The organism is Polynucleobacter difficilis, assembly GCF_003065365.1.
Lineage (GTDB): Bacteria > Pseudomonadota > Gammaproteobacteria > Burkholderiales > Burkholderiaceae > Polynucleobacter > Polynucleobacter difficilis.
Window position 1 is genome coordinate 1,626,542 of sequence record NZ_CP023276.1, and the last position, 22,486, is coordinate 1,649,027.

Here is a 22,486-nt window from a genome sequence, read left to right on the forward strand (position 1 = left end):
TGACCTAGCTGTCAATTGCCGTGAGTTTGGCGATGCTGAGTTGCAACCACTTCACACCATGGCGCTTGAAGTTCACTTGAGCACGTGCTTCAAGGTCGAGGCCTTCTAAGCCGACAACACGGCCCTCACCAAACTTCGTATGAAAGACGGCTTGCCCAATTGCAAAGGGGTATCCTGAGCGCGGCGGCGCGGCCATACGCTTAACAGTCTCAGTGGCTTTATTACGACTTCCTAAGCGCGGGGTATCCATATCAAACGTGTCTGCGCTATCGTTATCGCGCTGACGGGTATAGCCACCGCTCTGCCAACTGGAGCCCGTATTACGACTACCGCCCCAGCGCGCATCCTTTGCTTTGGGTGTCAGCCATTTCAGGGAATCGGATGGCAACTCTTCCAAGAAACGCGATGGCATGTTGTAGCGCACTTGGCCATGCAACATGCGGGATTGCGTATGCGATAGGTAAAGGCGCTCTTTTGCGCGAGTAATTGCCACATACATTAATCGGCGCTCTTCTTCTAGGCCATTGGCTTCATTGACGCTGTTCTCATGCGGAAACAAGCCTTCTTCCAGGCCTGTGATGAACACGGCAGTGAACTCAAGCCCCTTGGCAGAATGCACCGTCATCAACTGAATCGCATCCTGTCCGGCTTGCGCTTGGTTATCGCCTGCCTCAAGCGAGGCGTGAGATAAAAAGCCAGCAAGCGGCGATGCTTCGAGCGTACCTGGGTCGTTTTCTCCGGGCAATAATGCGGCTTCGGCATTTTGCCCATAGCCCTCTTCGGCTATAAACGCCGTAGCTGCATTCACGAGTTCTTGTAAGTTTTCGACGCGATCTTGGCCTTCGCGCTCGGTCAAGTAGTGCTGGATTAAGCCGCTGTGCTGAATCACAAACTCAACCGTTTCTGGCAGGGTGTTGCGGCGGGTTGCCTCGCGCATGTGGTCAACCAGGCGCACAAAGCTGCCTAAGGCCGCACCGGCCTTTCCTTCTAAGCTGGAGGCGGCCAAATACAGTGAGCATTGCTGCTGCCGTGCTGCGTCTTGCAATGCCTCGATCGAGCGCGCACCAATGCCGCGCGTTGGAAAATTAACCACTCTAGAGAATGACGTATCGTCATTAGGGTTCTCTAATAAGCGCAAGTATGCGAGGGCGTGTTTAATTTCAGCGCGCTCAAAAAAGCGCAGACCGCCATACACGCGGTATGGAATCCCTGACGAAAATAGACCGTGCTCAATAATGCGTGACTGGGCATTGCTGCGATAAAGAAGCGCAATATCGCTGCGCCGCAAGCCCCCATTGACGAGCGCTTTAATCTCATCAATCAGCCAACTGGCCTCCATGCCATCACTCGCTGCTTCATAGATACGAACTGGCTCGCCATGGCCCGCATCGGTTCGCAGATTCTTTCCGAGGCGACCCGTGTTGTTCGCAATCAAGTGATTTGCCGAATCCAGAATATGGCCATGCGAGCGGTAGTTTTGCTCTAACTTAACCATGATCGGCTGAAATTGGTTTTCATAGAGGCGCATGTTGGCAACATCTGCGCCGCGGAAAGCATAAATACTTTGATCATCATCGCCTACAGCAAAGACAGCGCTCGCATCTGCTTTGGCGCGGCCGCCATCGTGACCAGATAGGAGCTTTAACCAGGCGTACTGCAGTGCATTGGTGTCTTGGAACTCATCGATCAAGATGTGCCTAAAACGCTCTTGATAATGGTTACGAATGGCTTCGTTGTGCTTTAAGAGTTCGTAGCTACGTAATAAGAGTTCAGCAAAATCAACCACGCCCTCCCGCTGGCACTGCTGGTCATAAGCATCGTAGAGCTGCGCCATGCGCGCCTGAAAATCATCGCCGCTTTCCAAATCGCGCGCCCGCATACCGCGCTCCTTGGCGTGCGCAATGAAATACTGCAACTGCTTGGGTGGATACTTTTCATCATCAACTTTGAGACCTTTGAGGAGTCGCTTGATTGCCGACAACTGGTCTTGGGTATCTAAAATTTGAAAGGTAGAGGGGAGACCCGCGTCGCGGTGGTGCGCTCGCAGTAAGCGGTTACAGAGACCATGAAACGTGCCAATCCACATCCCGCGGGTATTGATCGGCAGCATCGAGCTCAGCCGCATCATCATCTCTTTGGCCGCTTTATTGGTGAATGTCACTGCCAAGACCCCAATAGGCGAAACCTGGCCTGTTTGGATCAGCCAAGCAATGCGGGTGGTGAGTACCCGCGTCTTGCCACTACCGGCGCCGGCCAAGATCAGGGCGGACTGGGCATGGCCATTTTCTGCAACCGGAGGTAGGGTCACCGCCTCGCGTTGTTCTGGGTTTAGGTTCGCGAGTAGGTCTGAATACATTACGCCAATTATAATTTGACTCTTATGCCAATCTCCCCGAATACCCCTGAATCAAGCCCAGCCCAGTCCACAGCAGAATCGCCTGCTGGAGCGGAGCTAGCCAAATCATACGAACCCGCCCCAATCGAAGCATTTTGGGGTCCGGAATGGGAAAAGCGCGGCATCGCAAGTGCCACCCTTGACGACGATAAGGCGGACTTCAGCATTCAGCTGCCGCCACCCAATGTCACAGGCACTTTGCATATGGGTCATGCGTTTAATCAAACCATCATGGATGGATTGATCCGTCATGCCCGCATGTCTGGCAAAAACACCTTGTGGGTTCCAGGAACCGACCACGCTGGTATTGCCACGCAAATCGTGGTTGAGCGCCAACTCGATGCGCAAAAAGTATCCCGCCATGATTTAGGCCGCGATGCGTTTTTAGAAAAAGTATGGGAATGGAAAGAAAGCTCTGGCTCAACCATTACTCGGCAAATTCGGCGCCTAGGTGCGTCGATTGATTGGGGTCGGGAGTATTTCACGATGGACGACAAAATGTCGGCCTCGGTTGTAGAAGTCTTCGTTCGTCTGCATGAACAAGGTTTAATTTACCGCGGTAAGCGCCTGGTGAATTGGGATCCACAGTTGGGCACAGCCGTTTCTGATCTCGAGGTGGTGAGCGAAGAGGAAGACGGTAGCATGTGGCATATCCGCTATCCCTTAAGCGATGGCTCCGGCTCCCTCGTGGTAGCAACGACTCGCCCAGAAACCCTCCTGGGTGACGTTGCCGTGATGGTCAATCCCAATGATGAGCGCTACCGCCATCTGATTGGTCAATCGGTCAGCCTGCCACTGTGTGATCGCACCATCCCCATCATCGCCGACGATTATGTTGATCTTGAATTTGGGACTGGCGTTGTGAAGGTAACTCCAGCACATGACTTTAATGACTATGCCGTTGGTCAACGCCATCAACTCCCCCTCATCAATGTTCTAACGCTCGATGCCAAGATCAATGAGAACGCGCCGAGCGCATACCAAGGTCTAGATCGCTTTGAGGCTCGCAAGCAAGTGGTTGCTGATTTAGAGGCGAGTGGTTTTTTAGAAAAGGTACAGCCCCATAAATTGATGGTGCCGCGCGGCGATCGCACGCAAGTGATTATTGAGCCGATGCTGACCGACCAATGGTTTGTGGCAGTGTCCAAGCCATCGCAAGACAACGCGTACAAACCGGGCGCATCCATTGCAGAAGCCGCATTGCATGCAGTCACCAGCGGTGACATTAAATTGGTTCCCGAAAACTGGAACAGTACGTATAACCAGTGGTTAGAGAACATTCAGGATTGGTGTATTTCACGCCAATTGTGGTGGGGTCATCAGATTCCAGCATGGTATGGCGATGCTGGGCAAATTTTTGTAGCGCGATCCGAAGCGGATGCAAAAGCAAAAGCACTGGCTGCCGGCTATACCGGTACCCTGACGCGCGACCCCGACGTACTCGATACCTGGTTTAGTTCTGCCCTAGTGCCGTTTAGTGCGCTGGGCTGGCCCAAAGAAACCCCAGAGCTCAAGCATTTCTTGCCCTCCTCAGTATTGGTTACTGGCTTTGACATCATTTTCTTTTGGGTAGCGCGCATGGTCATGATGACCTGCCATTTCACAGGTAAGGTGCCGTTTCATACGGTCTATGTCCATGGTCTCGTACGGGATGCAGAAGGCCAGAAGATGAGCAAATCCAAAGGCAATACCTTGGACCCCATCGACCTGATTGATGGCATCACGCTTGACACCCTCATCGAGAAACGCACTACTGGCCTGATGAATCCAAAGCAGGCGGACAGCATTGGCAAAAAAACACGAAAAGAGTTTCCGGAAGGCATACCCGCTTTTGGTACCGATGCGCTGCGCTTTACCTTTGCCTCGCTTGCTTCATTGGGTCGCAATATTAATTTCGATCAGAAGCGCTGCGAGGGTTACCGCAACTTTTGCAACAAACTCTGGAATGCCACCCGCTTTGTCTTGATGAATTGCCCTGGATCGGATGAAGATAATGGCTTTGCCCCATGCAACGAACAATGTGGCACCGATGGCCACCTTGATTTTTCAGCAGCCGATCGCTGGATTGTGTCGGCCTTGCAGCGGACTGAGCTTGAGGTTGAAAAAGGCTTTACGCAATACCGCTTTGACAATATTGCGAGCGCCATTTATCAGTTTGTCTGGGACGAATACTGCGATTGGTATTTAGAGCTCGCTAAGGTACAGCTGCAAACGGGCACGCCAGCACAGCAACGCGCAACGCGCCGCACTCTTTTACGTGTGCTCGAAACCATTTTGCGCATGGCCCATCCACTCATTCCATTTATTACCGAGACCCTGTGGCAAACGGTTGGGCCAAAAACCGGCAAGATCCTTGCTGAACAAGCAGGGCAGTCGATTGCATTGCAGCCCTACCCGGTTGCACAACTCTCAAAGCTCGATGAGCAAAGCGAGGCGTGGGTCAATCAAGTGAAGGCGATTGTGGATGCCTGCCGTAATCTGCGAGGGGAGATGCAAATTTCTCCAGCACAAAAAGTACCGCTATGGATTTATGGGCCTGCAGCCTTTTTAGAAAAGGCGAGTCCTTATTTGCAAGCACTGGCAAAACTATCGGAAGTCAAGATTTACAGTGATGAAGCCTTGCTTGAGCGCGATGCCCCTGGGGCGCCAATTGCTTTGGTGGGTGATCTCAAGTTACTACTGAAGATTGAAGTCGATGTTGATGCTGAACGCATACGCCTGCGTAAAGAAATTGACCGACTTGCCAATGAAATCAGCAAAGCCCGCAGCAAATTAGATAATGAGAGCTTTGTTGCGCGCGCCCCTGTTGAGGTGGTCGCGCAGGAGAAGCTGCGTTTGGCTGGATTTGAGCAAAACCACGAAAAATTGCTTGCCCAGCTGGATCGCCTCGGCAAAGCCTAGTTGGCTAACTTGATCTCCGCTAGAATCAGCTCATTCTTTTTGTTTGATTGGATTTGCAATGACCGCCCCTTTCTCTAAGCCAGTAAGCAAAGCCGTATTCCCTGTTGCTGGCTTAGGCACTCGTTTTTTGCCTGCGACGAAAGCCAGTCCAAAGGAAATGCTGAATGTGGTGGACAAGCCCTTAATTCAGTATGCGGTAGAAGAGGCAATTGCGGCGGGCATTACTGAAATGATTTTTGTAACCGGTCGTAGCAAGCGCGCAATTGAAGATCATTTTGATAAAGCGTATGAACTGGAAGCCGAGCTTGAGGCAAAAAACAAGCACGCTTTATTAGAAATCGTCCGCAGCATTAAACCAAGTCATGTGAATTGCGTCTATGTACGTCAACCGGAGGCCTTAGGCTTAGGTCATGCAGTCCTCTGCGCTGAAAAGCTAGTGCGCGATGAGCCCTTTGCCATCATTTTGGCCGACGACTTATTGGATGGCCAACCGCCAGTGTTGCAACAGATGCTCAAGGTGCATGAGGCACAACATGGCTCTGTGATTGCAGTTGAAAAAATTGATCCTGCAAAAAGCAGTTCCTACGGTATTGTGGATGGCGCTGAAGTATCTAAAGGCATCTATCGCTTAAATGGGATCGTGGAAAAGCCGCAGCCCAAAGATGCGCCATCAAATTTAGCAGTGGTTGGACGCTATGTTTTATCGTCCTCGATCTTTACTCACATTCGGAACCTCAAACCTGGCGCTGGCGGCGAAATTCAATTGACCGATGCGATTGCCGCACTCCTGAAGGAAGAGCCTGTGTTTGCTTATGAATATGATGGTGTGCGCTATGACTGCGGTAGCAAGCTCGGCTATATGAAAGCCTCAGTTGAATTTGCCTTGCGCCACTCCGAGCTGGGCGCTGATTTCGCTGCCTACCTAAAAAACAGATCGTAGACCGAAGCGCTTATCGGCGCTTGAGATAAAAAATCAGGGTATCGCCTTCGCTTGCGGTGGCAATGAGTTCATTTCCGGTCTGCTTGGCAAAAACCGGAAAGTCATGAGCAGCGCCGGCGTCGGTTGCCTTCACCATCAAAATCTGGCCTGACTCCATATCCGCTAAGGCCTTTTTAGTGCGCAGAATGGGCAAAGGGCAATTCATGCCAATCGCATCGATTTCACGATTGACTTCGGGGATGATGACTTCACTCATGTCCTACTCCTCTTTTTACGCCTTACTTGCCTGAATAACCCACTCTTTAACACCTGCCAATGCAGCAGGCAAGGCCGATGGATTGGTGCCCCCGGCCATTGCCATCTCTGGCTTACCGCCACCCTTACCGCCCACTTGCTGCGCGACAAAATTAACCAGATCGCCCGCTTTTACACGCCCAGTAGCATCTGCAGTAACGCCCGCAATCAAACTGACTTTATCGCCCTGTACCGAGGCCAATACAATCGCCGCCGTTTTCAGCTTGCCTTTGAGGGCATCCATGGTCTCACGCAGTACCTGCGCATCAGCGCCATCCATACGAGCCGCTAAGACCATTAAGCCACCAATATCGATTGCTTGCGCTGCTAACTCATCGCCCTGGCTCGCAGCCAATTTGGAATTCATTTTTTCCAGTTCACGCTCTGCTTGACGCAAACTGTCTTGTAACTGCGTTACCCGCTGGGTTAATTCATGGGGATTGGTTTTCAGCACTGCGGCGGCAGCATTAATGCGATCTTCTAAGGTCTGTAAAAAGTGAAGCGCATGGCGACCGGTTACCGCCTCGACACGCCTTATGCCAGCAGCAACACCGCTCTCCGACACAATCTTTAAGCTGCCAATGTCACCCGTGCGCGACACATGGGTGCCCCCACACAATTCTTTTGATGTGCCAATTTCTAAAACGCGCACCGAATCGCCGTACTTTTCACCAAAGAGCATCATGGCGCCGGTTTTTTGCGCATCTTCTAAAGCCATTACCTGAGCAGACGTCGCCTGGTTATGCAAAATCTCGTCATTAACAATGGTTTCAATACGGCGAATCTGTTCCTGGCTTACCGGCGCATTATGGGTAAAGTCAAATCGGGTTTTGTTGGCATCCACCAACGACCCTTTTTGCTGCACATGATCCCCCAATACTTCGCGCAAGGCTTTGTGCATGATGTGGGTAGCGCTGTGATTACGCATCGTGTCAAAACGTTGCTGCGTATCTACTACGGCATTCAAGTGATCACCAATACTTAATTTACCCTCGAGTAATTCACCTTGGTGACCAAAAACATCTGCCTGAATTTTGAATGTATCGGCAACTTCAAATCGGGCTGCATCATTGCGTAACTCGCCTTGATCGCCCACTTGCCCACCCGACTCAGCATAAAACGGGGTATTGTCCAAAACGACGACGGCAGCATCGCCCGCCTGAATCGATTGCACCGCGGCGCCATCAAGGTACAAGGCAAGCACGGCGGCTTTCTCATGACGTATTCCGTCGTAACCATGAAATTGGGTTGGCGCGCCCTTGTATTCCAATCCCTGCGCTACTTTGAATTTACCTGCTGCGCGGGCTTGATCGCGCTGCTGTTGCATCGCCGCTTCAAAACCAGCTGCATCGACAGAGACATTCCGTTCGCGGCATACATCCGCCGTTAAATCGAGCGGAAATCCAAAGGTGTCATGTAATCGAAATGCGGTTTCGCCATCGAGCGTTTTGCTGCCGCCGGCCAAAGCACCTTCTAGAATTTCCATGCCATTGGCAATCGTCTGGAAAAAACGTTCCTCTTCTTGCTTGAGTACCGCAGCGACTTTTTCTTGGGCAAGGCGCAACTCAGGGTAAGCGTCGCCCATCTGCGCCACCAAAGCTGGAACCAATTGATAGAAAAATGGTTTGCGCGCGCCCAATTTGTAACCATGGCGAATTGCTCTACGCGCAATACGGCGCAGCACATAACCACGACCCGCATTACCTGGAATCACGCCATCCACAATCACAAAACTGCAAGCACGAATATGGTCTGCAATTACCTTTAGGGATGGGCTCGTCGCATCGCAATTACCACCGCCGGCATTATCGACGGCTGTTTTAGCAGCCTGTAATAAATGTACAAACAAATCAATCTCATAATTGGAATGCACATGCTGCAATACTGCAGCAATTCGCTCAAGACCCATGCCGGTATCGACGCTTGGCTTAGGTAGTGGATGCATCACGCCCGCTTCATCGCGGTTGTACTGCATAAATACGTTATTCCAAATTTCAATGTAGCGGTCACCGTCCTCATCAGGACTGCCAGGAGGGCCGCCTGCTATTTCCGGGCCGTGATCATAGAAAATCTCCGTGCATGGACCGCAAGGTCCGGTATCGCCCATCATCCAAAAATTATCGGAAGCGTAACGAGCGCCCTTGTTGTCACCAATCCGAATAATGCGATCCGCTGGAACGCCAATCACTTTGTTCCAAATCTCGTAGGCTTCGTCATCTTCGGCATAAACCGTGACCAGCAACTTTTCTTTTGGTAACTTCAATACATCGGTGAGTAATTCCCATGCAAATGCAATGGCGTCTTTTTTGAAGTAATCGCCAAACGAAAAATTACCCAGCATCTCAAAAAAAGTATGGTGCCTGGCGGTATAGCCTACGTTATCGAGGTCGTTGTGTTTGCCGCCAGCACGAATGCATTTTTGGGCGGAGGTGGCACGCTGGTACGGGCGCTTATCAAACCCCAGAAAGACATCCTTAAACTGATTCATGCCTGCATTGGTAAACAGCAAAGTCGGATCATCCCCAGGAACAACGGCGCTCGAGGGCACAATTTGGTGCCCTTTGGCGTCAAAAAAATCGAGGTAGGCTTGGCGAATTTCGGTAACTTTCATACCCTCAATTATGGCATTGACCGAATATTAGGGTAAACCCTTTTCTCTGCCCCGATTCTCTGCCTTACAATCGCACAACATTAAAAAAAATTACAGTGGCTAGTTTGTAGCCCAAAGGAGCGTGTTTTGAAGATTCGCAACCAAAGAGACTTTGGTGCCGGCATCATGTTTATTGTTGTGGGCATCTTTTTTGCCGTTATTGCATCCCAATACCGTATGGGTACCGCAGCCAAAATGGGCCCAGGCTATTTTCCATTCTGGCTAGGCGTCTTAATGGCAGTGATCGGCCTGATTGTTTTACTCAGTTCGCTATCCAAAAAATCCATTGAAGAAAAAATGCCCAAGTGGGATTTTAAAATCGTGTTGTGGATCACCGGTTCGGTGGTGCTCTATGGCCTTTTATTGCCCACTATGGGATTCATTGTTGCGATTTTTGCCCTGGTATTCGTCTCCGCCTCGGTCAGCCATGATTTTGGCTGGAAGGGTACTGCACTCAATGCGGTCTTCCTGGTTGGGTTTACCTATTTGGCGTTTGTAAAAGGACTGGGGCTTTCTTTCCCGCTTTTTCCCGCTTTCATGAACTAAGTTGACGAGACAAGAAAAATGGAATTATTAGCTAACCTGTCACTTGGTTTTGACACTGCATTCACATTGCAGAATTTGATGTATTGCTTTATTGGTTGTGTGCTGGGCACTTTGATTGGTGTATTGCCAGGCTTGGGACCAGTAGCAACGATTGCGATGCTCTTGCCTGCAACCTATGCATTGCCTCCGATTGCTGCTCTGATTATGCTGGCCGGTATTTACTACGGCTCACAGTACGGCGGCTCAACCACGGCGATTCTGCTGAATATCCCTGGTGAAACTGCTTCGGTGGTTACCGCGATTGATGGCTACCAAATGGCGCGACGCGGCCGTGGCGGCGTGGCGCTCTTTACCGCTGGTATGGGCTCATTTTTTGCAGGCTGCGTAGCCACGCTGATTTTGGCTGGCTTTGCTGCACCCTTAGCAGAGGTGGCTTTCAAATTCGGTCCAGCAGAGTACTTTTCTCTGATGGTGCTCGGCTTGATCGGTGCGGTTGTATTGGCATCGGGCTCGCTCCTGAAGGCTGTCGGCATGATCATTTTGGGCCTCTTAATGGGGCTGATTGGTACCGACGTGAATTCCGGCGTGGCGCGCTACACCTTTGACATTCCTCAATTAAGTGATGGCATTGGTTTCGTTTCCGTCGCCATGGGCGTCTTTGGTTTTGCCGAGATCATGATGAATTTGGAAAAGAAAGGGACCGGCGAGTCATTCTTGAATAAAGTAACTACGCTGATCCCAACGTGGACTGACGTCAAGCGCATGACTCCAGCGATTCTGCGCGGCACTACGATTGGTTCCATTTTGGGTATTTTGCCTGGCGGCGGCGCTGCTTTGGCGGCCTTTGGTGCCTACTCCGTTGAAAAGAAATCATCGAAGTACAGCCATGAGTTCGGCAAGGGTGCGATTGAAGGTGTTGCTGGTCCAGAATCTGCCAATAACGCGGCGGCGCAAACCTCATTCATTCCCCTCCTGACCCTCGGTATTCCACCCAATGCTGTGATGGCGCTAATGGTGGGCGCAATGACCATTCATAACATTCAGCCAGGTCCTCAGGTGATGACGAGCAATCCAACCCTGTTCTGGGGCTTGATTGCATCGATGTGGATCGGTAACGTGATGTTGATCTTGTTGAATTTGCCGCTGATTGGCATTTGGGTGAAATTACTGCAGATTCCATACCGCTTTTTGTATCCAGCGATTTTGGTGTTCTGCTGTATTGGTGTGTATACCGTTAATAACTCAATTATGGACGTTTACATAACTGCATCATTCGGCATTATTGGCTACCTGTTCTTTAAGCTGGGTTGCGAGCCCGCGCCACTGCTTTTAGGATTTGTACTCGGGCCAATGATGGAAGAAAATTTCCGCCGCGCCCTGCTACTCTCGCGCGGCGATTTCACCACCTTTGTTACCCGCCCACTGTCGCTTGGTTTGTTAATTGCGGCGGCCTTATTGGTAATTGTGGTTATGTTGCCTGCCGTGAAGAAGAGCCGCGAAGAGGTTTTCGTCGAAGAGTAGCCCGCTCTACCGCATGCAGTGATAAGGCCCGCACTCACCCTGCGGGCTTTGTCTTTCTAGGGAGAGGCATTTTCTTCTCTACAATAGGGATATGGCTATTGATAGCAAACTCCCTAAAGCGACGACTCCGCCCGCAGAGCCATCCAACTTTCTGCGCCAAATCATTGATTCCGATTTAGCCAGCGGTCGCTACCAAGGCAGAACCAATCGGGCTGGCGCAAACATTCCCGCCATCATTACGCGCTTTCCACCCGAGCCCAATGGCTACCTGCACATCGGCCATGCGAAAAGCATCTGCCTTAATTTTGGTTTAGCCGCCGACTACAGCCTCCTGCCTGGCGGTGCTCGCTGCAATATGCGCCTAGACGATACTAATCCGACTAAAGAAGATGTGGAGTATGCCGATAGCATTTTGGATGCGGTGCAGTGGCTTGGCTTTAACTGGAACGCCCAAGGTAAGGAGCACCTGTATCACGCCAGTGATTACTTTGATCGCCTCTATGAATTTGCTGAACTCTTAATCGAGAGCGGCAAAGCGTATGTGGACAGCCAAAGTGCAGATGCCATTCATACCAATCGCGGTAACTTCAATCAAGCTGGCACACCCAGTCCATTTCGCGATCGCAGTCCCGCAGAAAATCTGCAACTCTTTCGCGAGATGCGGGACGGAAAGTTTGCCGATGGCATGCATGTGCTGCGCCTGAAGATTGATATGGCTCACCCCAATATCGTGATGCGCGATCCGGTGATTTACCGGATTCGGCACGTGGAGCACCACCGAACCGGTAACACCTGGTGTATCTATCCCCTTTACGATTTCACGCACTGCATTTCGGATGCGCTTGAAAATGTCTCGCACTCGATCTGTACGCTGGAGTTTGAAAACAACCGCCCCCTCTATGACTGGATTCTGAATGCACTCAAAGAGCTCGGTGTCTTTACAGAGCCCTTGCCCCACCAGCATGAATTTGCCCGCCTCAATCTAACGCACACCCTGACCAGCAAACGCAAGCTCTTGCAATTAGTCGAAGAAAAGAAAGTGGATGGCTGGGACGATCCGCGCATGCCAACGATTGTGGGCATTCGTCGCCGGGGCTACACCCCTGAAAGCATTCGTTTGTTTTGCGAGCGCATTGGCGTAGCCAAGGCTGACAGCTGGATTGATATGAGTACGCTGGAAGGCGCGCTACGGGATGACTTGGATGCAAAAGCACCGCGTGCGATTGCAGTCCTAAAGCCCCTCAAATTGGTGATTGAAAACATGGATCCGGGCGCCAGTGAAATCTGCTCGGCGCCACGCCATCCACATCACCCCGACTGGGGACGCCGTGAATTTCCGTTTACGCGCGAACTTTGGATCGAAGCAGATGACTTTATGGTCGAGCCGGTCAAAGGCTTTTTCCGGCTTTATCCACCGATCGGCGATCAGCCAGGTAGTCGCGTGCGCTTGCGTTATGGCTTTGTGATTGAATGCACTGGCTTTGAACTCGATGCGAACGGCGAAGTGAAGCAAGTGCATGCGCGTTATTTTCCGGATAGCAAGAGTGGTACGCCCGGCTCCGATAATTACAAAGTCAAAGGCAATATTCATTGGGTCAGTGCGCAGCATGCGCTGGCAGCCGAAGTGCGTTTGTATGAGCACCTCTTCACCGACCCCCATCCCGACAGTGGCGAAAAGAATTTCTTAGATTACCTCAATCCCCACTCTAAAGAAGTGATCACTGCCTATTTAGAGCCTTCGATGGTAGATGCGCTCGCAGAGTCCCGCTTTCAGTTTGAGCGCCACGGCTATTTTGTAGTGGATACAGTCGACTCCAAGCCTGGCAAACCAATCTTTAATCGCGCGGTTGGCCTGAAGGATTCTTGGAAGTAAGTTCGCTCAGAAAATCCTGCGTGCTGGCATAGCGCAACTGTACTTTTAATTCTCTCAGGCGATCATTACCGACGCGCCGTGATTCACGCATAAAAGACCACAGCATCGGGCTGACCAACTGTTGTACTTGATCTGCTGGCAAACGCGGTGGGCGCTCCAAGCCAAATGCATCGGCAACTTGATCAAAGTAGTCACCCATTTTGGTTTGCGCACCATCACAGGCGTTCACCACGCGCTGCGGCTTGCCGTGGTAAATGGCGGCCCTAACAATCCGCGCCAAATCGTCGGCCTGAATGTGATTCGAATAAGCGTCTACCTCGGGCAACAAAGCAGGTGTACCTGCTTTAATCCGCTCTGTAGGCAATCGATTCGCATCATAAATTCCAGGCACCCTCAAAATACTGAGGCGCACGTGGTGCAATAAGGCCCACTGACGCAATTGCCATTCAGCATCCCAGCGTCGCATTGCCCGTTCACTTTGTGGGTTTGCCGTGGTCGTTTCAATCGCATCACCACCGCCACAGTCACCATAGACACCGGTCGTGCTGACATAGACCAGTCGCCTGACAGTGACTGCGCCTTGCGATAAAATCCGTAATAGGTTGTGGGTGCGCAGGTCGCTTGCGCCGGTTTGTTGTGGCGGCGCTAAATGGACTACCGTGCTGGCTAAACCACGCAGACGCCAAAGCGTGTCTATCTGGTCTAAGTTGCCCAGCATCGGAATAGCGCCCATTGCCCTGATTTCTGGAAAACGGCTGCTTTGTGAGGTCAATGCAAAAACGCGGTATGCCTGAAAGCGAGTGAGCTGTTGCAGTACCCGCATACCGATATCGCCGCACCCCACGATTAAAACGCGGGGGCGCTGAAATGGTACTGCTAGAGCATGATGTGACGATGGCATACCTACTATCGTACCGATTTATTTAAAGGAATGAGATTGCCTTACCAAGTGACCCTCAAATCCAGCGGCAAACAGTTTGATGCCAGCCCGGATGAAACCATTTTGCAAGCCGCCTTGCGGCAAGGTATCACCCTGCCTTATGGTTGCAAAAATGGCGCCTGTGGCTCCTGCAAAGGTCAGGTAACTGAGGGTTCTGTAAGTCATGGCAACCATAATGAAGGTGCCCTCACTGCCGCCGAAAAAACGGCGGGCAATGCCCTGTTTTGCTGTGCCCACGCGCAAAGCGATTTGGTGATTGCAGTGCGTGAGGTGCAGGGTGCTGGCGATCTATCGATTCGGAAAGTCCCCTGCCGCGTTAATGAAATGGAACGCCCCAGTCCTGACGTTGCCATTCTGAAGTTGCAACTACCGGCCGCGGAGCGCTTTCAGTTTTTGGCAGGCCAATACCTTGAATTTTTACTTAAAGACGGGCAACGGCGGGCTTACTCGATTGCCTCTGCGCCAGAGGCAGAGGGGCCACTGGAGCTCCATATTCGCCATACCCCTGGCGGCCTATTTACCGATTTTGTCTTTGGGGTGCCCGACAAACCCGCACTCAAATTAAAAGATATTTTGCGCTTTGAGGGGCCCATGGGCAGCTTCTTTTTACGCGAGGACAGCAGCAGTCCCATTATTTTTGTCGCTGCGGGAACCGGTTTTGCTCCGATCAAATCGATCATCGAACACATGCAAGCCAAAAAAATAGAGCGTCCGATTACCCTGTTTTGGGGTGGACGCCGGCCGCATGACCTGTATTTAGATGCCCTTTGTCGCAGTTGGGCCAATAGCATGCCGCACTTTAAGTACGTTCCAGTTGTTTCCCATGCACTCCCAGAAGATCAGTGGACTGGGCGTGACGGCTTTGTTCACCAGGCGGCCATGGCTGATTTCCCCGACATGCGCAGTGTTGAGGTTTATGCCTGCGGCGCCCCCGTCGTGGTCAATGCAGCGCGCGCTGATTTTGTTGCGGCATGCCAATTGCCCAGCGATGCCTTCTTTGCTGATTCCTTTACTACCGCTGCCGATTTGCTTCCTGTAAGCGCCTAATCCGAAAAACCCCTGCAGCAATCCCTGCCTTTTTGTATGATTGAGCCATGAATAAGCCGCACGACATCCCTTCTACTCCGCTGAGCCCAACTGCGGTTGACAGTCACTCCGTGATGTTCATCACCCAGCGCCCTGAGCTCGTGATGACCGAAGGTCTTGGCTCGTGGTTGGTGGATCACAATGGCAAACGCTACCTCGACTTTTTACAAGGCTGGGCTGTCAATTGCTTAGGTCATAGCAATCCTGGGATGATTGCCGCGATGAATGCTCAGGCGCGTAAATTAATTAATCCAAGCCCCGCCTTTTACAACGAGCCGATGATTCGCTTATCGAATCTACTCACTGAACAGAGCTGCTTTAATCGCGTCTTCTTCGCCAACAGCGGTGCCGAAGCCAATGAGGGTGCAATTAAGTTGGCCCGCAAATGGGGTCAACTCCACAAGTCAGGCGCGCACGAAATCATTACCTTTGAGCATTCCTTTCATGGCAGAACCTTAGCCACCATGAGCGCCTCTGGCAAGCCGGGCTGGGACACCATGTTTGCACCGCAGGTTCCTGGCTTTTTAAAAGCAGAATTGAATGACCTCGAGTCCGTCAAAAAATTAATTGGCCCTAAAACCGTAGCAGTGATGGTCGAGCCAGTGCAAGGTGAGGGCGGCGTGATACCCACCACGACTGCGTTTATGGAAGGTTTGCGCGCATTGACACAAGAGCACAAGGTGCTACTCATCGTCGATGAAGTCCAAGCAGGCTGTGGTCGCACCGGCAAACTATTTGCCTATCAGCACTACAACATCAAACCCGACATCATGACCTTAGGCAAAGGTATTGGTGGTGGCGTTCCTCTGGCCGCATTACTGGCGACTGAGTCAGTCTCGTGTTTTGTTCCGGGCGATCAAGGCGGTACGTACAACGGCAATGCACTCATGACTGCGGTTGGTATCAGCGTGATCGAGCAACTGCTAGCCCCAGGCTTTTTAGATGAGGTGGTTCGTAAGGGTGAATTACTGAGCCGTGAGCTGCAAACCCTTGCAACTGAATTTAATCTCGAAGGTGAACGCGGTAAAGGCTTATTGCGGGCCTTGATGCTGGGCAAGGATGTAGGGCCTAAGCTGGTTGAGATGGCCCGCGATCAGGGCCCTGAAGGCTTGCTGATTAATTCCCCAAGACCCAATTTACTGCGCTTTATGCCATCGCTGGCGGTAACGGATGCTGAGATTGCGCAGATGTGCGGTATGCTGCGCGGCCTCTTACAGCAGGTCCATTAAAAAACTCAGTTTGTTAAGTTTTTGGGCAGTGAAAAAGTAACGTCTTCCACTATGCCAGGCAAGGACCGAATTTGCCGCGGTCCAAATTCTTGAATGCGCGCAACAATCGACTGCGCTAGGCTTTCTGGCGCAGATGCACCTGCAGTTAAGCCGATGCGCTTTTTTCCTTCAAACCATTTTTCTTCGAGCTGCTCCGGTGCGTCCACCATGTAGGAAGGCACACCTAACTTTTCAGACAATTCCCGCAAGCGATTGGAGTTCGAGCTTGCCTTACTTCCCACCACAATAACGAGATCAACTTGCGGCGCCATGAACTTGACGGCGTCTTGGCGATTTTGCGTTGCATAACAAATGTCTTGTTTGCGTGGTTTTGAAATATCGGGGAACTTTTTGGTTAGGGCATCGACAATTTCTTTTGTTTCATCGACTGATAAGGTGGTTTGTGTAACAAAGGCTACCTTTTCATCGGCGGGCAGATTGAGCTTGGCTACGTCTTCCAAGTCCTCTATCAAGATAATGCCTTCGCCCACTTGGCCCATCGTGCCCTCTACTTCCGGATGGCCGGCATGACCAATCATCAAGACGGTAAAACCCTCTTTGCACATCTTGACTACTTCCAAGTGCACTTTGGTAACCAGTGGGCAAGTTGCATCGTATACCTGCAAGCCGCGGGCTTCGGCATCGCGCCTAACTTCTTGCGAAACGCCGTGAGCACTAAACACCACAATCCCGCCGCGCGGCACTTCAGCCAATTCTTCTACAAAGACCGCGCCCTTGGTGCGCAACTCATCCACCACGTACTTGTTATGCACAATCTCATGGCGCACATAAATGGGCTTACCAAAGCGGCTCAAGGCCTCGTTCACAATATTGATCGCGCGATCAACGCCCGCGCAAAACCCCCGGGGCTGGGCGAGCAAAATTTCGGGTTGATCGGTTTGGCTCATAGTGGTCTACAGAATGGCTACGATTTCTGCTTCAAATGTAATGGGCTTGCCTGCCAAGGGATGGTTGAAATCAAACCACGCCCCTTCGTCGGTCATCGATTGCAAGACACCAGCATATTGAGCGCCGCTTGGGGCATTGAACTCAATCACATCGCCAGGCGAAAAGCTTGGAGTTTCATCGGTGTTCTCTTTCAAGGTCTCCATCGTGACCCACTGCACTAATTCTGGCTTGTGCAATCCAAAGCCCTCCTCGGGAGGAATCACCACCGTCCTGCGCTCGCCGGTCGTCATGCCGAACAGCGCCTTTTCAAAACAGGGGGCAAATTGACCAGTACCAAACATCACCGTCGCCGGGTTGTCCTCAAAGGTGTTGATGTAGTCCTCCCCGCCAGGCAAAACCAAGCGGTAGTTGAGGGTCAAGTAGGAGTCGGATTGAACAGTCTGCGTAGTCATCGGAATATTGTAGCTAGGACAACGGGCGGAGTACATTCTCCGATTTCCGAATGGCCCAAAGGCCAGCAGCCGCGAGAGAAACTGCGCTTGGCCGGCCCTGAGGCGCTCTCAGACGCCGAATTGCTGGCAATCTTCCTGCGGGTTGGTGTCAGGGGGAAAACCGCTGTAACCCTTGCTCAAGACCTTTTAGGGACTTTTGGCAGCCTTCCCAGGTTACTCAACTCCAGCGCCGAGGAAATTACCCGTTGCTATGGCATGGGAATATCCAAATGGGCACAAATTCAGGCTGCCTATGAGCTAGTCAAACGCAGCTTAGAGTATGAGCTGATGCACGACTCCGTTTTAGGCTCGCCAGCCCAAATGCGCGAGCTGATTCAGGCCAAAATCGGGCAACTGCCCCATGAGGTCTTTCTCTGCCTTCACTTAGACTCTAAAAATCGCTTAATTGAGTGCCAGGAGCTGTTTCGGGGTTCCGTGGCACAGACCGCCATCTACCCCCGCGAAATCGTCAAAGAGGCCCTGATACGCAACTCCAGCGCCCTAATCGTGGCCCATAACCACCCCAGCGGTGAACCCTACCCCAGCAAAAAGGATATTGAATTAACCCGCACCCTCCAGCAAGCATTGCAATGGGTTGCGATTGGCCTTTTGGACCATTGCATCGTCAGCCAGAGCAGTTTCTTCTCTTTTGTGGAGGCTGGCATTATGGATATTGATCCAAATTAGTAGTAAATACTAACTTAGCCATTAAATTACAAGGAATAATCGAGTCGCATCTAGCAATCTACAAAAGGGCTGGCTCATTTAGCCATTCGCCTGCTACAATCTTCTTTTTTCGCAATTAAGGAGTCGTGTCATGGCAAAAGTTTGCCAAGTCACTGGGAAAAAGCCGATGGTTGGCAATAATGTTTCCCATGCAAACAATAAAACTAAGCGTCGCTTTTTGCCTAATCTGCAAAATCGCCGTTTCTGGGTTGAATCAGAAAATCGCTGGATCAGCCTTCGCTTAACCAACGCAGGTTTGCGTGTAATCGACAAGAATGGCATCGATGCCGTTTTAGTTGACTTGCGCGCACGCGGCCAAATCTAAAGGAATATTTAAATGGCTAAGGGCGGCAGAGAAAAGATTAAGTTAGAGTCATCAGCAGGTACTGGTCACTTCTACACAACCACCAAAAACAAGCGTACCAAGCCTGAGAAGTTAGAGATCATGAAGTTTGATCCTACCGTTCGCAAGCACGTTGCTTACAAAGAGACCAAGCTGAAGTAAATCAGTTTTATCTCAATAAAAAAACCCGCTACATGCGGGTTTTTTTATTACCTCATTTATACGGATGTCTAACTATAGCGACGCAAGCGAATCGAGAAGTCGCGCAGGTTCGATACACCGCTCTCCTCAGCCTGCTGGCACCAAGTACGCAGTTGGGTTAAGAGTTGCTCGCCAGTCGCATTAGAGCGGCTCCACAGGGCCTGCAAATCACGGCGCATCTCAATCATCTTGCGCAGTTGTGCATTTTGCTGCGTGAGCTCTTCCAGCTTGCGTTTCTCGATGGTCGTCAGCTGCGCTTCATCTTTACAAAGCCAGGTTCGCGCATCATTCAAATGGGCGGCCAACTCTTGCATGTGCTGCACTTCGCTCGTGAAGAACTTCTTTAAGGATTTACTGTAGCGCGCCATTACTTCATAGCGATTAGCGATGATGGCCTCCAAGGTGCTTTGATCTGCAGGGCGCACATCTAGCAACACTGGCTTGGGTGGCACCTTTTTTACGGTAGCCAAACCCACTGCGCTCATCATCTGAATGTAGAGCCAGCCGATATCAAACTCATACCACTTGTTCGATAGCTTCGCGCTAGTGGCATAGGTGTGGTGATTATTGTGTAACTCTTCGCCGCCAATCAAAATACCCCAGGGCACGATATTGCGGGAAGCGTCTTCATTGTTGAAATTGCGATAGCCCCAAAAGTGGCCAATGCCATTAATGACACCGGCAGCAGTGATTGGTATCCACAGCATTTGCACTGCCCATACGGTTGCTCCAATCGCACCAAACAAGAACAGGTCGATGATCATCATGAGGGCAACGCCCTGCCAAGAAAACCTAGAATAGATATTGCGTTCAATCCAGTCATCGGGAGTGCCATGACCAAACTTTTGCAGAGTCTCTGGATTATTGGCTTCGGATTTATAGAGCTCAGCACCGCGTGACAATACGGTATTGATACCTAAAACCTGCGGGCTATGGGGGTCGTCAATGGTTTCGCATTTAGCGTGGTGCTTGCGGTGAACTGCGGCCCACTCTTTAGTGACCATGCCGGTAGTAAGCCAAAGCCAGAAACGGAAAAAATGGGATGCAATCGGATGCAAATCCAGCGCACGGTGTGCTTGGCAGCGGTGCAGAAAAATAGTGACGCCGGCGATGGTGATGTGCGTTAACGCCAAGGTAAACAGCACAATTTGCCACCAAGCCCAATCAAGGTAGCCATGGGCCAACCACTGGATCAAACCATCGTGCAAAGCAGTTATATCAAAGCTGGAATTCAAGGCATCCCCTAAGCGGAATCAGTAACCTTGTATTTTAAGCTTTTCGCCTAAAAATTGCCCCGAAGAAGCCGTCGGTGCCGTGTAAATGCGGCCATAGTTGCCACCAGGGGTTATCTGGACTCGTCCCAATCGGCTGTACACCATCTAAAAAGTGGTCTTTGAGCACTTCAGCCGCAGGAATTAACTCAAACTCAGGGTGTTTTTCTAAAAACTGTAAGGCAATGGCCTGATTTTCTTGAGGTAATAAGCTGCACGTGGCATAAACCAAGCGGCCGCCAGGTTTCAGTAAGCGGCTGGCTGAGGCCAAAATGCTGGCCTGCTTTACATTGAGCTCGGCTACTGCAGCCGGCGTTTGGCGCCACTTCAGATCAGGGTTACGGCGCAAGGTGCCAATACCGCTGCAAGGGGCATCCACTAAAACGCGATCAATTTTGCCGGCCAAGCGCTTCACCTTCGAATCATTCTCACTATCAATCCATACTGGGTGCACATTGGATAGTCCGCTACGCGCTTGGCGCGGCTTCAAATTGGCCAACCTACGCTCCGACGTATCAAAGGCATAGAGGCGCCCAGTCGAGCGCATTAATGCGCCCAAGGCTAAGGTCTTGCCTCCAGCGCCCGCACAAAAATCAACCACCATCTCGCCGCGCTTGGGGCCCAATAAATGGCAAAGCAATTGGCTGCCTTCGTCCTGCACTTCAAAAAGGCCTTCCTTAAACCAGCTGGAATTCTGTAATGCAGGCTTACCCATAATCCGAATGCCATCCGGCGAAAAAGGTGTTGCTACTGCTTGATAACGGCCACCCAAAGCATTCATTTCTTCGAGTAAGGTATCGCGATTGGCCTTAATGGTGTTGACGCGCAAATCCAGCAGGGCTGGGCGCATCAAAGCAATCGCGAGGTCTTGGCGCTGAGCCTCGCCGGGCGATGATTCAAATGCATTCCAAAGCCATTCGGGCAAGTTGTTGCGCACCATCGGCGCTAAGGTATCGCGATCGAGTTCAGAGTAGCGTTTGAGCCAGTCATATTCGCTCGGCTGAATAACGTGGGCCAAGTCAGCCAGTGCGCTCTCTGGGCGATTGGCTGAGCCAAGGCCGCCCTCCGATAATGCGGACATCATGCCAAGCAGAGCAAGGCGCCTCGCCTGGGTTCCGCTCCCACTCGAAGCAAATTGCGACATCTCATTTTTACGGCGCAGGATAGCAAAGGCACTCTCGGCAATTAAGGCCCGATCACGATTACCGAGTTGGGGCTCAGCGCGAAAGTAACGACTGACCACTCGATCCGAAGGCTGATCAAAACTTAAGAGCTCGGGAAGCAGACGCTCCAAATGGGCGGCATGCTGGGGCAAGGCTTTGGCATGGGAGAAATTCTTCTGCCCACTCACAGGAGCAGTCTCAGGTCCGCGTCGCTGGGGACGGCTTTGCGTCCTCGCGCCAGAGGATGGGGATCGATCGGATGCTCTACTGCGGGTCGGCTTGGCGCCGCGCTCGGGTCTGGCTTTACTCATGGGCAAACAACTGCGACTCTGGGGGGTACACCTTCACTTGATTTCCTTCTATTCGCAATCGACCGTCAAGGTACCATTTTACGGCCCGCGGGTAGATTTGATGCTCCATTTGCAAAACCCGTGCAGCCAATTGCGCTGCCGAATCACCTGGAAGCACAGGAACACTGGCTTGGCAGATGATGGGACCCTCATCGACACCCTCGCTGACAAAGTGCACGCTGGCACCATGCGTCTCTACTCCTGCCTCCAAAGCCCGTTCATGGGTGTGTAAACCGGGGAAGCTGGGCAGCAGGGATGGGTGGATATTGATCAACTTTCCGGCGTAATGCCGAATAAACTCCGGCGTCAAGATGCGCATAAAGCCAGCCAAAACCACTAAATCGGGCTTGAGAAGGTCGATTTGCTGCATTAATGCCCGATCAAATGCAGCGCGGTCTGGGTAGGCTTTGTGATCCAGAGCAAGTGCAGGAATGCCATGAGAGCGAGCAAAATCAAGGCCCTTGGCTTCAGGGCGATTGGCTATCACCCCACTAAATTGGACTGCCCAATTCTCTTTTTGGGCTGTTTTGACGATGGCTTCGAAATTCGATCCGCGCCCGGAGATTAAGGTAACGATGGAGTGCATGCCCACAATATAATTCAAGGCTACCCTGAAAG

At 51.5% G+C, this 22,486-nt stretch carries 19 protein-coding genes; 10 read left to right on the top strand and 9 right to left on the bottom strand.

Annotated features, from left to right (window positions below; genetic code table 11):
- Window positions 1-4 precede the first annotated feature (4 nt).
- Complete coding sequence (locus tag AOC34_RS08280) at window positions 5-2,356, bottom strand: UvrD-helicase domain-containing protein (protein WP_108469618.1); 2,352 nt, start codon at window positions 2,354-2,356, stop codon at window positions 5-7.
- A gap of 24 nt (window positions 2,357-2,380) precedes the next feature.
- On the opposite strand from AOC34_RS08280, the gene AOC34_RS08285 reads away from it, so the two are divergent.
- Together AOC34_RS08285 and galU are read left to right on the top strand one after the other, a co-directional pair.
- The gene (locus tag AOC34_RS08285; protein ID WP_108469619.1) at window positions 2,381-5,296 is read left to right on the top strand and encodes a valine--tRNA ligase; all 2,916 of its coding nucleotides are present in this window, start codon (window positions 2,381-2,383) and stop codon (window positions 5,294-5,296) included.
- A 58-nt stretch (window positions 5,297-5,354) separates the two neighbouring features.
- A complete protein-coding gene (gene galU, locus AOC34_RS08290) occupies window positions 5,355-6,236 on the top strand; it encodes a UTP--glucose-1-phosphate uridylyltransferase GalU (RefSeq protein ID WP_108469620.1) in 882 nt (293 codons plus the stop codon).
- A gap of 10 nt (window positions 6,237-6,246) precedes the next feature.
- Here the strand turns inward: galU and AOC34_RS08295 are convergent, their stop codons facing one another.
- Both AOC34_RS08295 and alaS read right to left on the bottom strand, forming a co-directional pair.
- Entirely contained in the window at window positions 6,247-6,492 is a 246-nt protein-coding gene (locus tag AOC34_RS08295; RefSeq protein WP_108469621.1) for a sulfurtransferase TusA family protein, read from the bottom strand.
- Between the two features lie 15 nt (window positions 6,493-6,507).
- The gene (alaS, locus tag AOC34_RS08300) at window positions 6,508-9,141 is read right to left on the bottom strand and encodes an alanine--tRNA ligase (protein ID WP_108469622.1); all 2,634 of its coding nucleotides are present in this window, start codon (window positions 9,139-9,141) and stop codon (window positions 6,508-6,510) included.
- A 126-nt stretch (window positions 9,142-9,267) separates the two neighbouring features.
- Here alaS and AOC34_RS08305 point away from each other — a divergent pair, with 126 nt between their 5' ends.
- The 3 genes from AOC34_RS08305 (at window position 9,268) to AOC34_RS08315 (ending at window position 13,120) form a co-directional block, all read left to right on the top strand.
- Window positions 9,268-9,726, top strand: coding sequence for a tripartite tricarboxylate transporter TctB family protein (locus AOC34_RS08305; RefSeq protein ID WP_108469623.1), 459 nt, complete (start codon window positions 9,268-9,270; stop codon window positions 9,724-9,726).
- An 18-nt stretch (window positions 9,727-9,744) separates the two neighbouring features.
- On the top strand, window positions 9,745-11,247 hold the full coding sequence (locus tag AOC34_RS08310) for a tripartite tricarboxylate transporter permease (protein ID WP_108469624.1): 1,503 nt from the start codon (window positions 9,745-9,747) through the stop codon (window positions 11,245-11,247).
- Between the two features lie 91 nt (window positions 11,248-11,338).
- Window positions 11,339-13,120 carry a glutamine--tRNA ligase/YqeY domain fusion protein gene (locus tag AOC34_RS08315; protein ID WP_108469625.1) on the top strand — a complete coding sequence of 594 codons (1,782 nt, stop codon included), beginning with the start codon at window positions 11,339-11,341 and terminating at the stop codon, window positions 13,118-13,120.
- Here AOC34_RS08315 and AOC34_RS08320 read toward each other — a convergent pair.
- Window positions 13,083-14,021 carry an NAD-dependent epimerase/dehydratase family protein gene (locus tag AOC34_RS08320; protein WP_108469626.1) on the bottom strand — a complete coding sequence of 313 codons (939 nt, stop codon included), beginning with the start codon at window positions 14,019-14,021 and terminating at the stop codon, window positions 13,083-13,085. The two genes, AOC34_RS08315 and AOC34_RS08320, sit on opposite strands and share 38 nt — an antisense overlap.
- A 30-nt stretch (window positions 14,022-14,051) precedes the next feature.
- On the opposite strand from AOC34_RS08320, the gene AOC34_RS08325 reads away from it, so the two are divergent.
- Together AOC34_RS08325 and AOC34_RS08330 are read left to right on the top strand one after the other, a co-directional pair.
- Window positions 14,052-15,107: a CDP-6-deoxy-delta-3,4-glucoseen reductase gene (locus AOC34_RS08325; RefSeq protein ID WP_407675560.1), complete on the top strand. Its 1,056-nt coding sequence runs from the start codon at window positions 14,052-14,054 to the stop codon at window positions 15,105-15,107.
- A gap of 47 nt (window positions 15,108-15,154) precedes the next feature.
- Window positions 15,155-16,375: an acetylornithine transaminase gene (locus AOC34_RS08330; RefSeq protein WP_108469627.1), complete on the top strand. Its 1,221-nt coding sequence runs from the start codon at window positions 15,155-15,157 to the stop codon at window positions 16,373-16,375.
- A 5-nt stretch (window positions 16,376-16,380) separates the two neighbouring features.
- On the opposite strand, the gene ispH is transcribed toward AOC34_RS08330, so the two are convergent.
- Complete coding sequence (gene ispH / locus AOC34_RS08335) at window positions 16,381-17,322, bottom strand: 4-hydroxy-3-methylbut-2-enyl diphosphate reductase (RefSeq protein WP_108469628.1); 942 nt, start codon at window positions 17,320-17,322, stop codon at window positions 16,381-16,383.
- Between the two features lie 6 nt (window positions 17,323-17,328).
- Window positions 17,329-17,775, bottom strand: a complete 447-nt coding sequence (locus tag AOC34_RS08340; protein ID WP_108469629.1) for an FKBP-type peptidyl-prolyl cis-trans isomerase — start codon at window positions 17,773-17,775, stop codon at window positions 17,329-17,331.
- Here AOC34_RS08340 and radC point away from each other — a divergent pair.
- The 3 genes from radC (at window position 17,755) to rpmG (ending at window position 19,045) form a co-directional block, all read left to right on the top strand.
- On the top strand, window positions 17,755-18,501 hold the full coding sequence (radC, locus tag AOC34_RS08345) for a RadC family protein (RefSeq protein ID WP_234408087.1): 747 nt from the start codon (window positions 17,755-17,757) through the stop codon (window positions 18,499-18,501). The genes AOC34_RS08340 and radC overlap by 21 nt on opposite strands.
- A 130-nt stretch (window positions 18,502-18,631) precedes the next feature.
- The gene (gene rpmB, locus AOC34_RS08350; RefSeq protein ID WP_108469630.1) at window positions 18,632-18,865 is read left to right on the top strand and encodes a 50S ribosomal protein L28; all 234 of its coding nucleotides are present in this window, start codon (window positions 18,632-18,634) and stop codon (window positions 18,863-18,865) included.
- 12 nt (window positions 18,866-18,877) lie between these two features.
- The gene (gene rpmG, locus AOC34_RS08355; protein WP_108469631.1) at window positions 18,878-19,045 is read left to right on the top strand and encodes a 50S ribosomal protein L33; all 168 of its coding nucleotides are present in this window, start codon (window positions 18,878-18,880) and stop codon (window positions 19,043-19,045) included.
- Between the two features lie 68 nt (window positions 19,046-19,113).
- Here rpmG and AOC34_RS08360 read toward each other — a convergent pair whose 3' ends face one another.
- The 3 genes from AOC34_RS08360 to purN form a co-directional block, all read right to left on the bottom strand.
- A complete protein-coding gene (locus AOC34_RS08360) occupies window positions 19,114-20,292 on the bottom strand; it encodes a DesA family fatty acid desaturase (protein ID WP_108470130.1) in 1,179 nt (392 codons plus the stop codon).
- 61 nt (window positions 20,293-20,353) lie between these two features.
- Window positions 20,354-21,829, bottom strand: coding sequence for an RsmB/NOP family class I SAM-dependent RNA methyltransferase (locus AOC34_RS08365; protein ID WP_108470131.1), 1,476 nt, complete (start codon window positions 21,827-21,829; stop codon window positions 20,354-20,356).
- Window positions 21,822-22,454 carry a phosphoribosylglycinamide formyltransferase gene (gene purN, locus AOC34_RS08370; protein WP_108469632.1) on the bottom strand — a complete coding sequence of 211 codons (633 nt, stop codon included), beginning with the start codon at window positions 22,452-22,454 and terminating at the stop codon, window positions 21,822-21,824. Before purN ends, AOC34_RS08365 begins: the two co-directional genes overlap by 8 nt.
- Window positions 22,455-22,486: the final 32 nt, after the last annotated feature.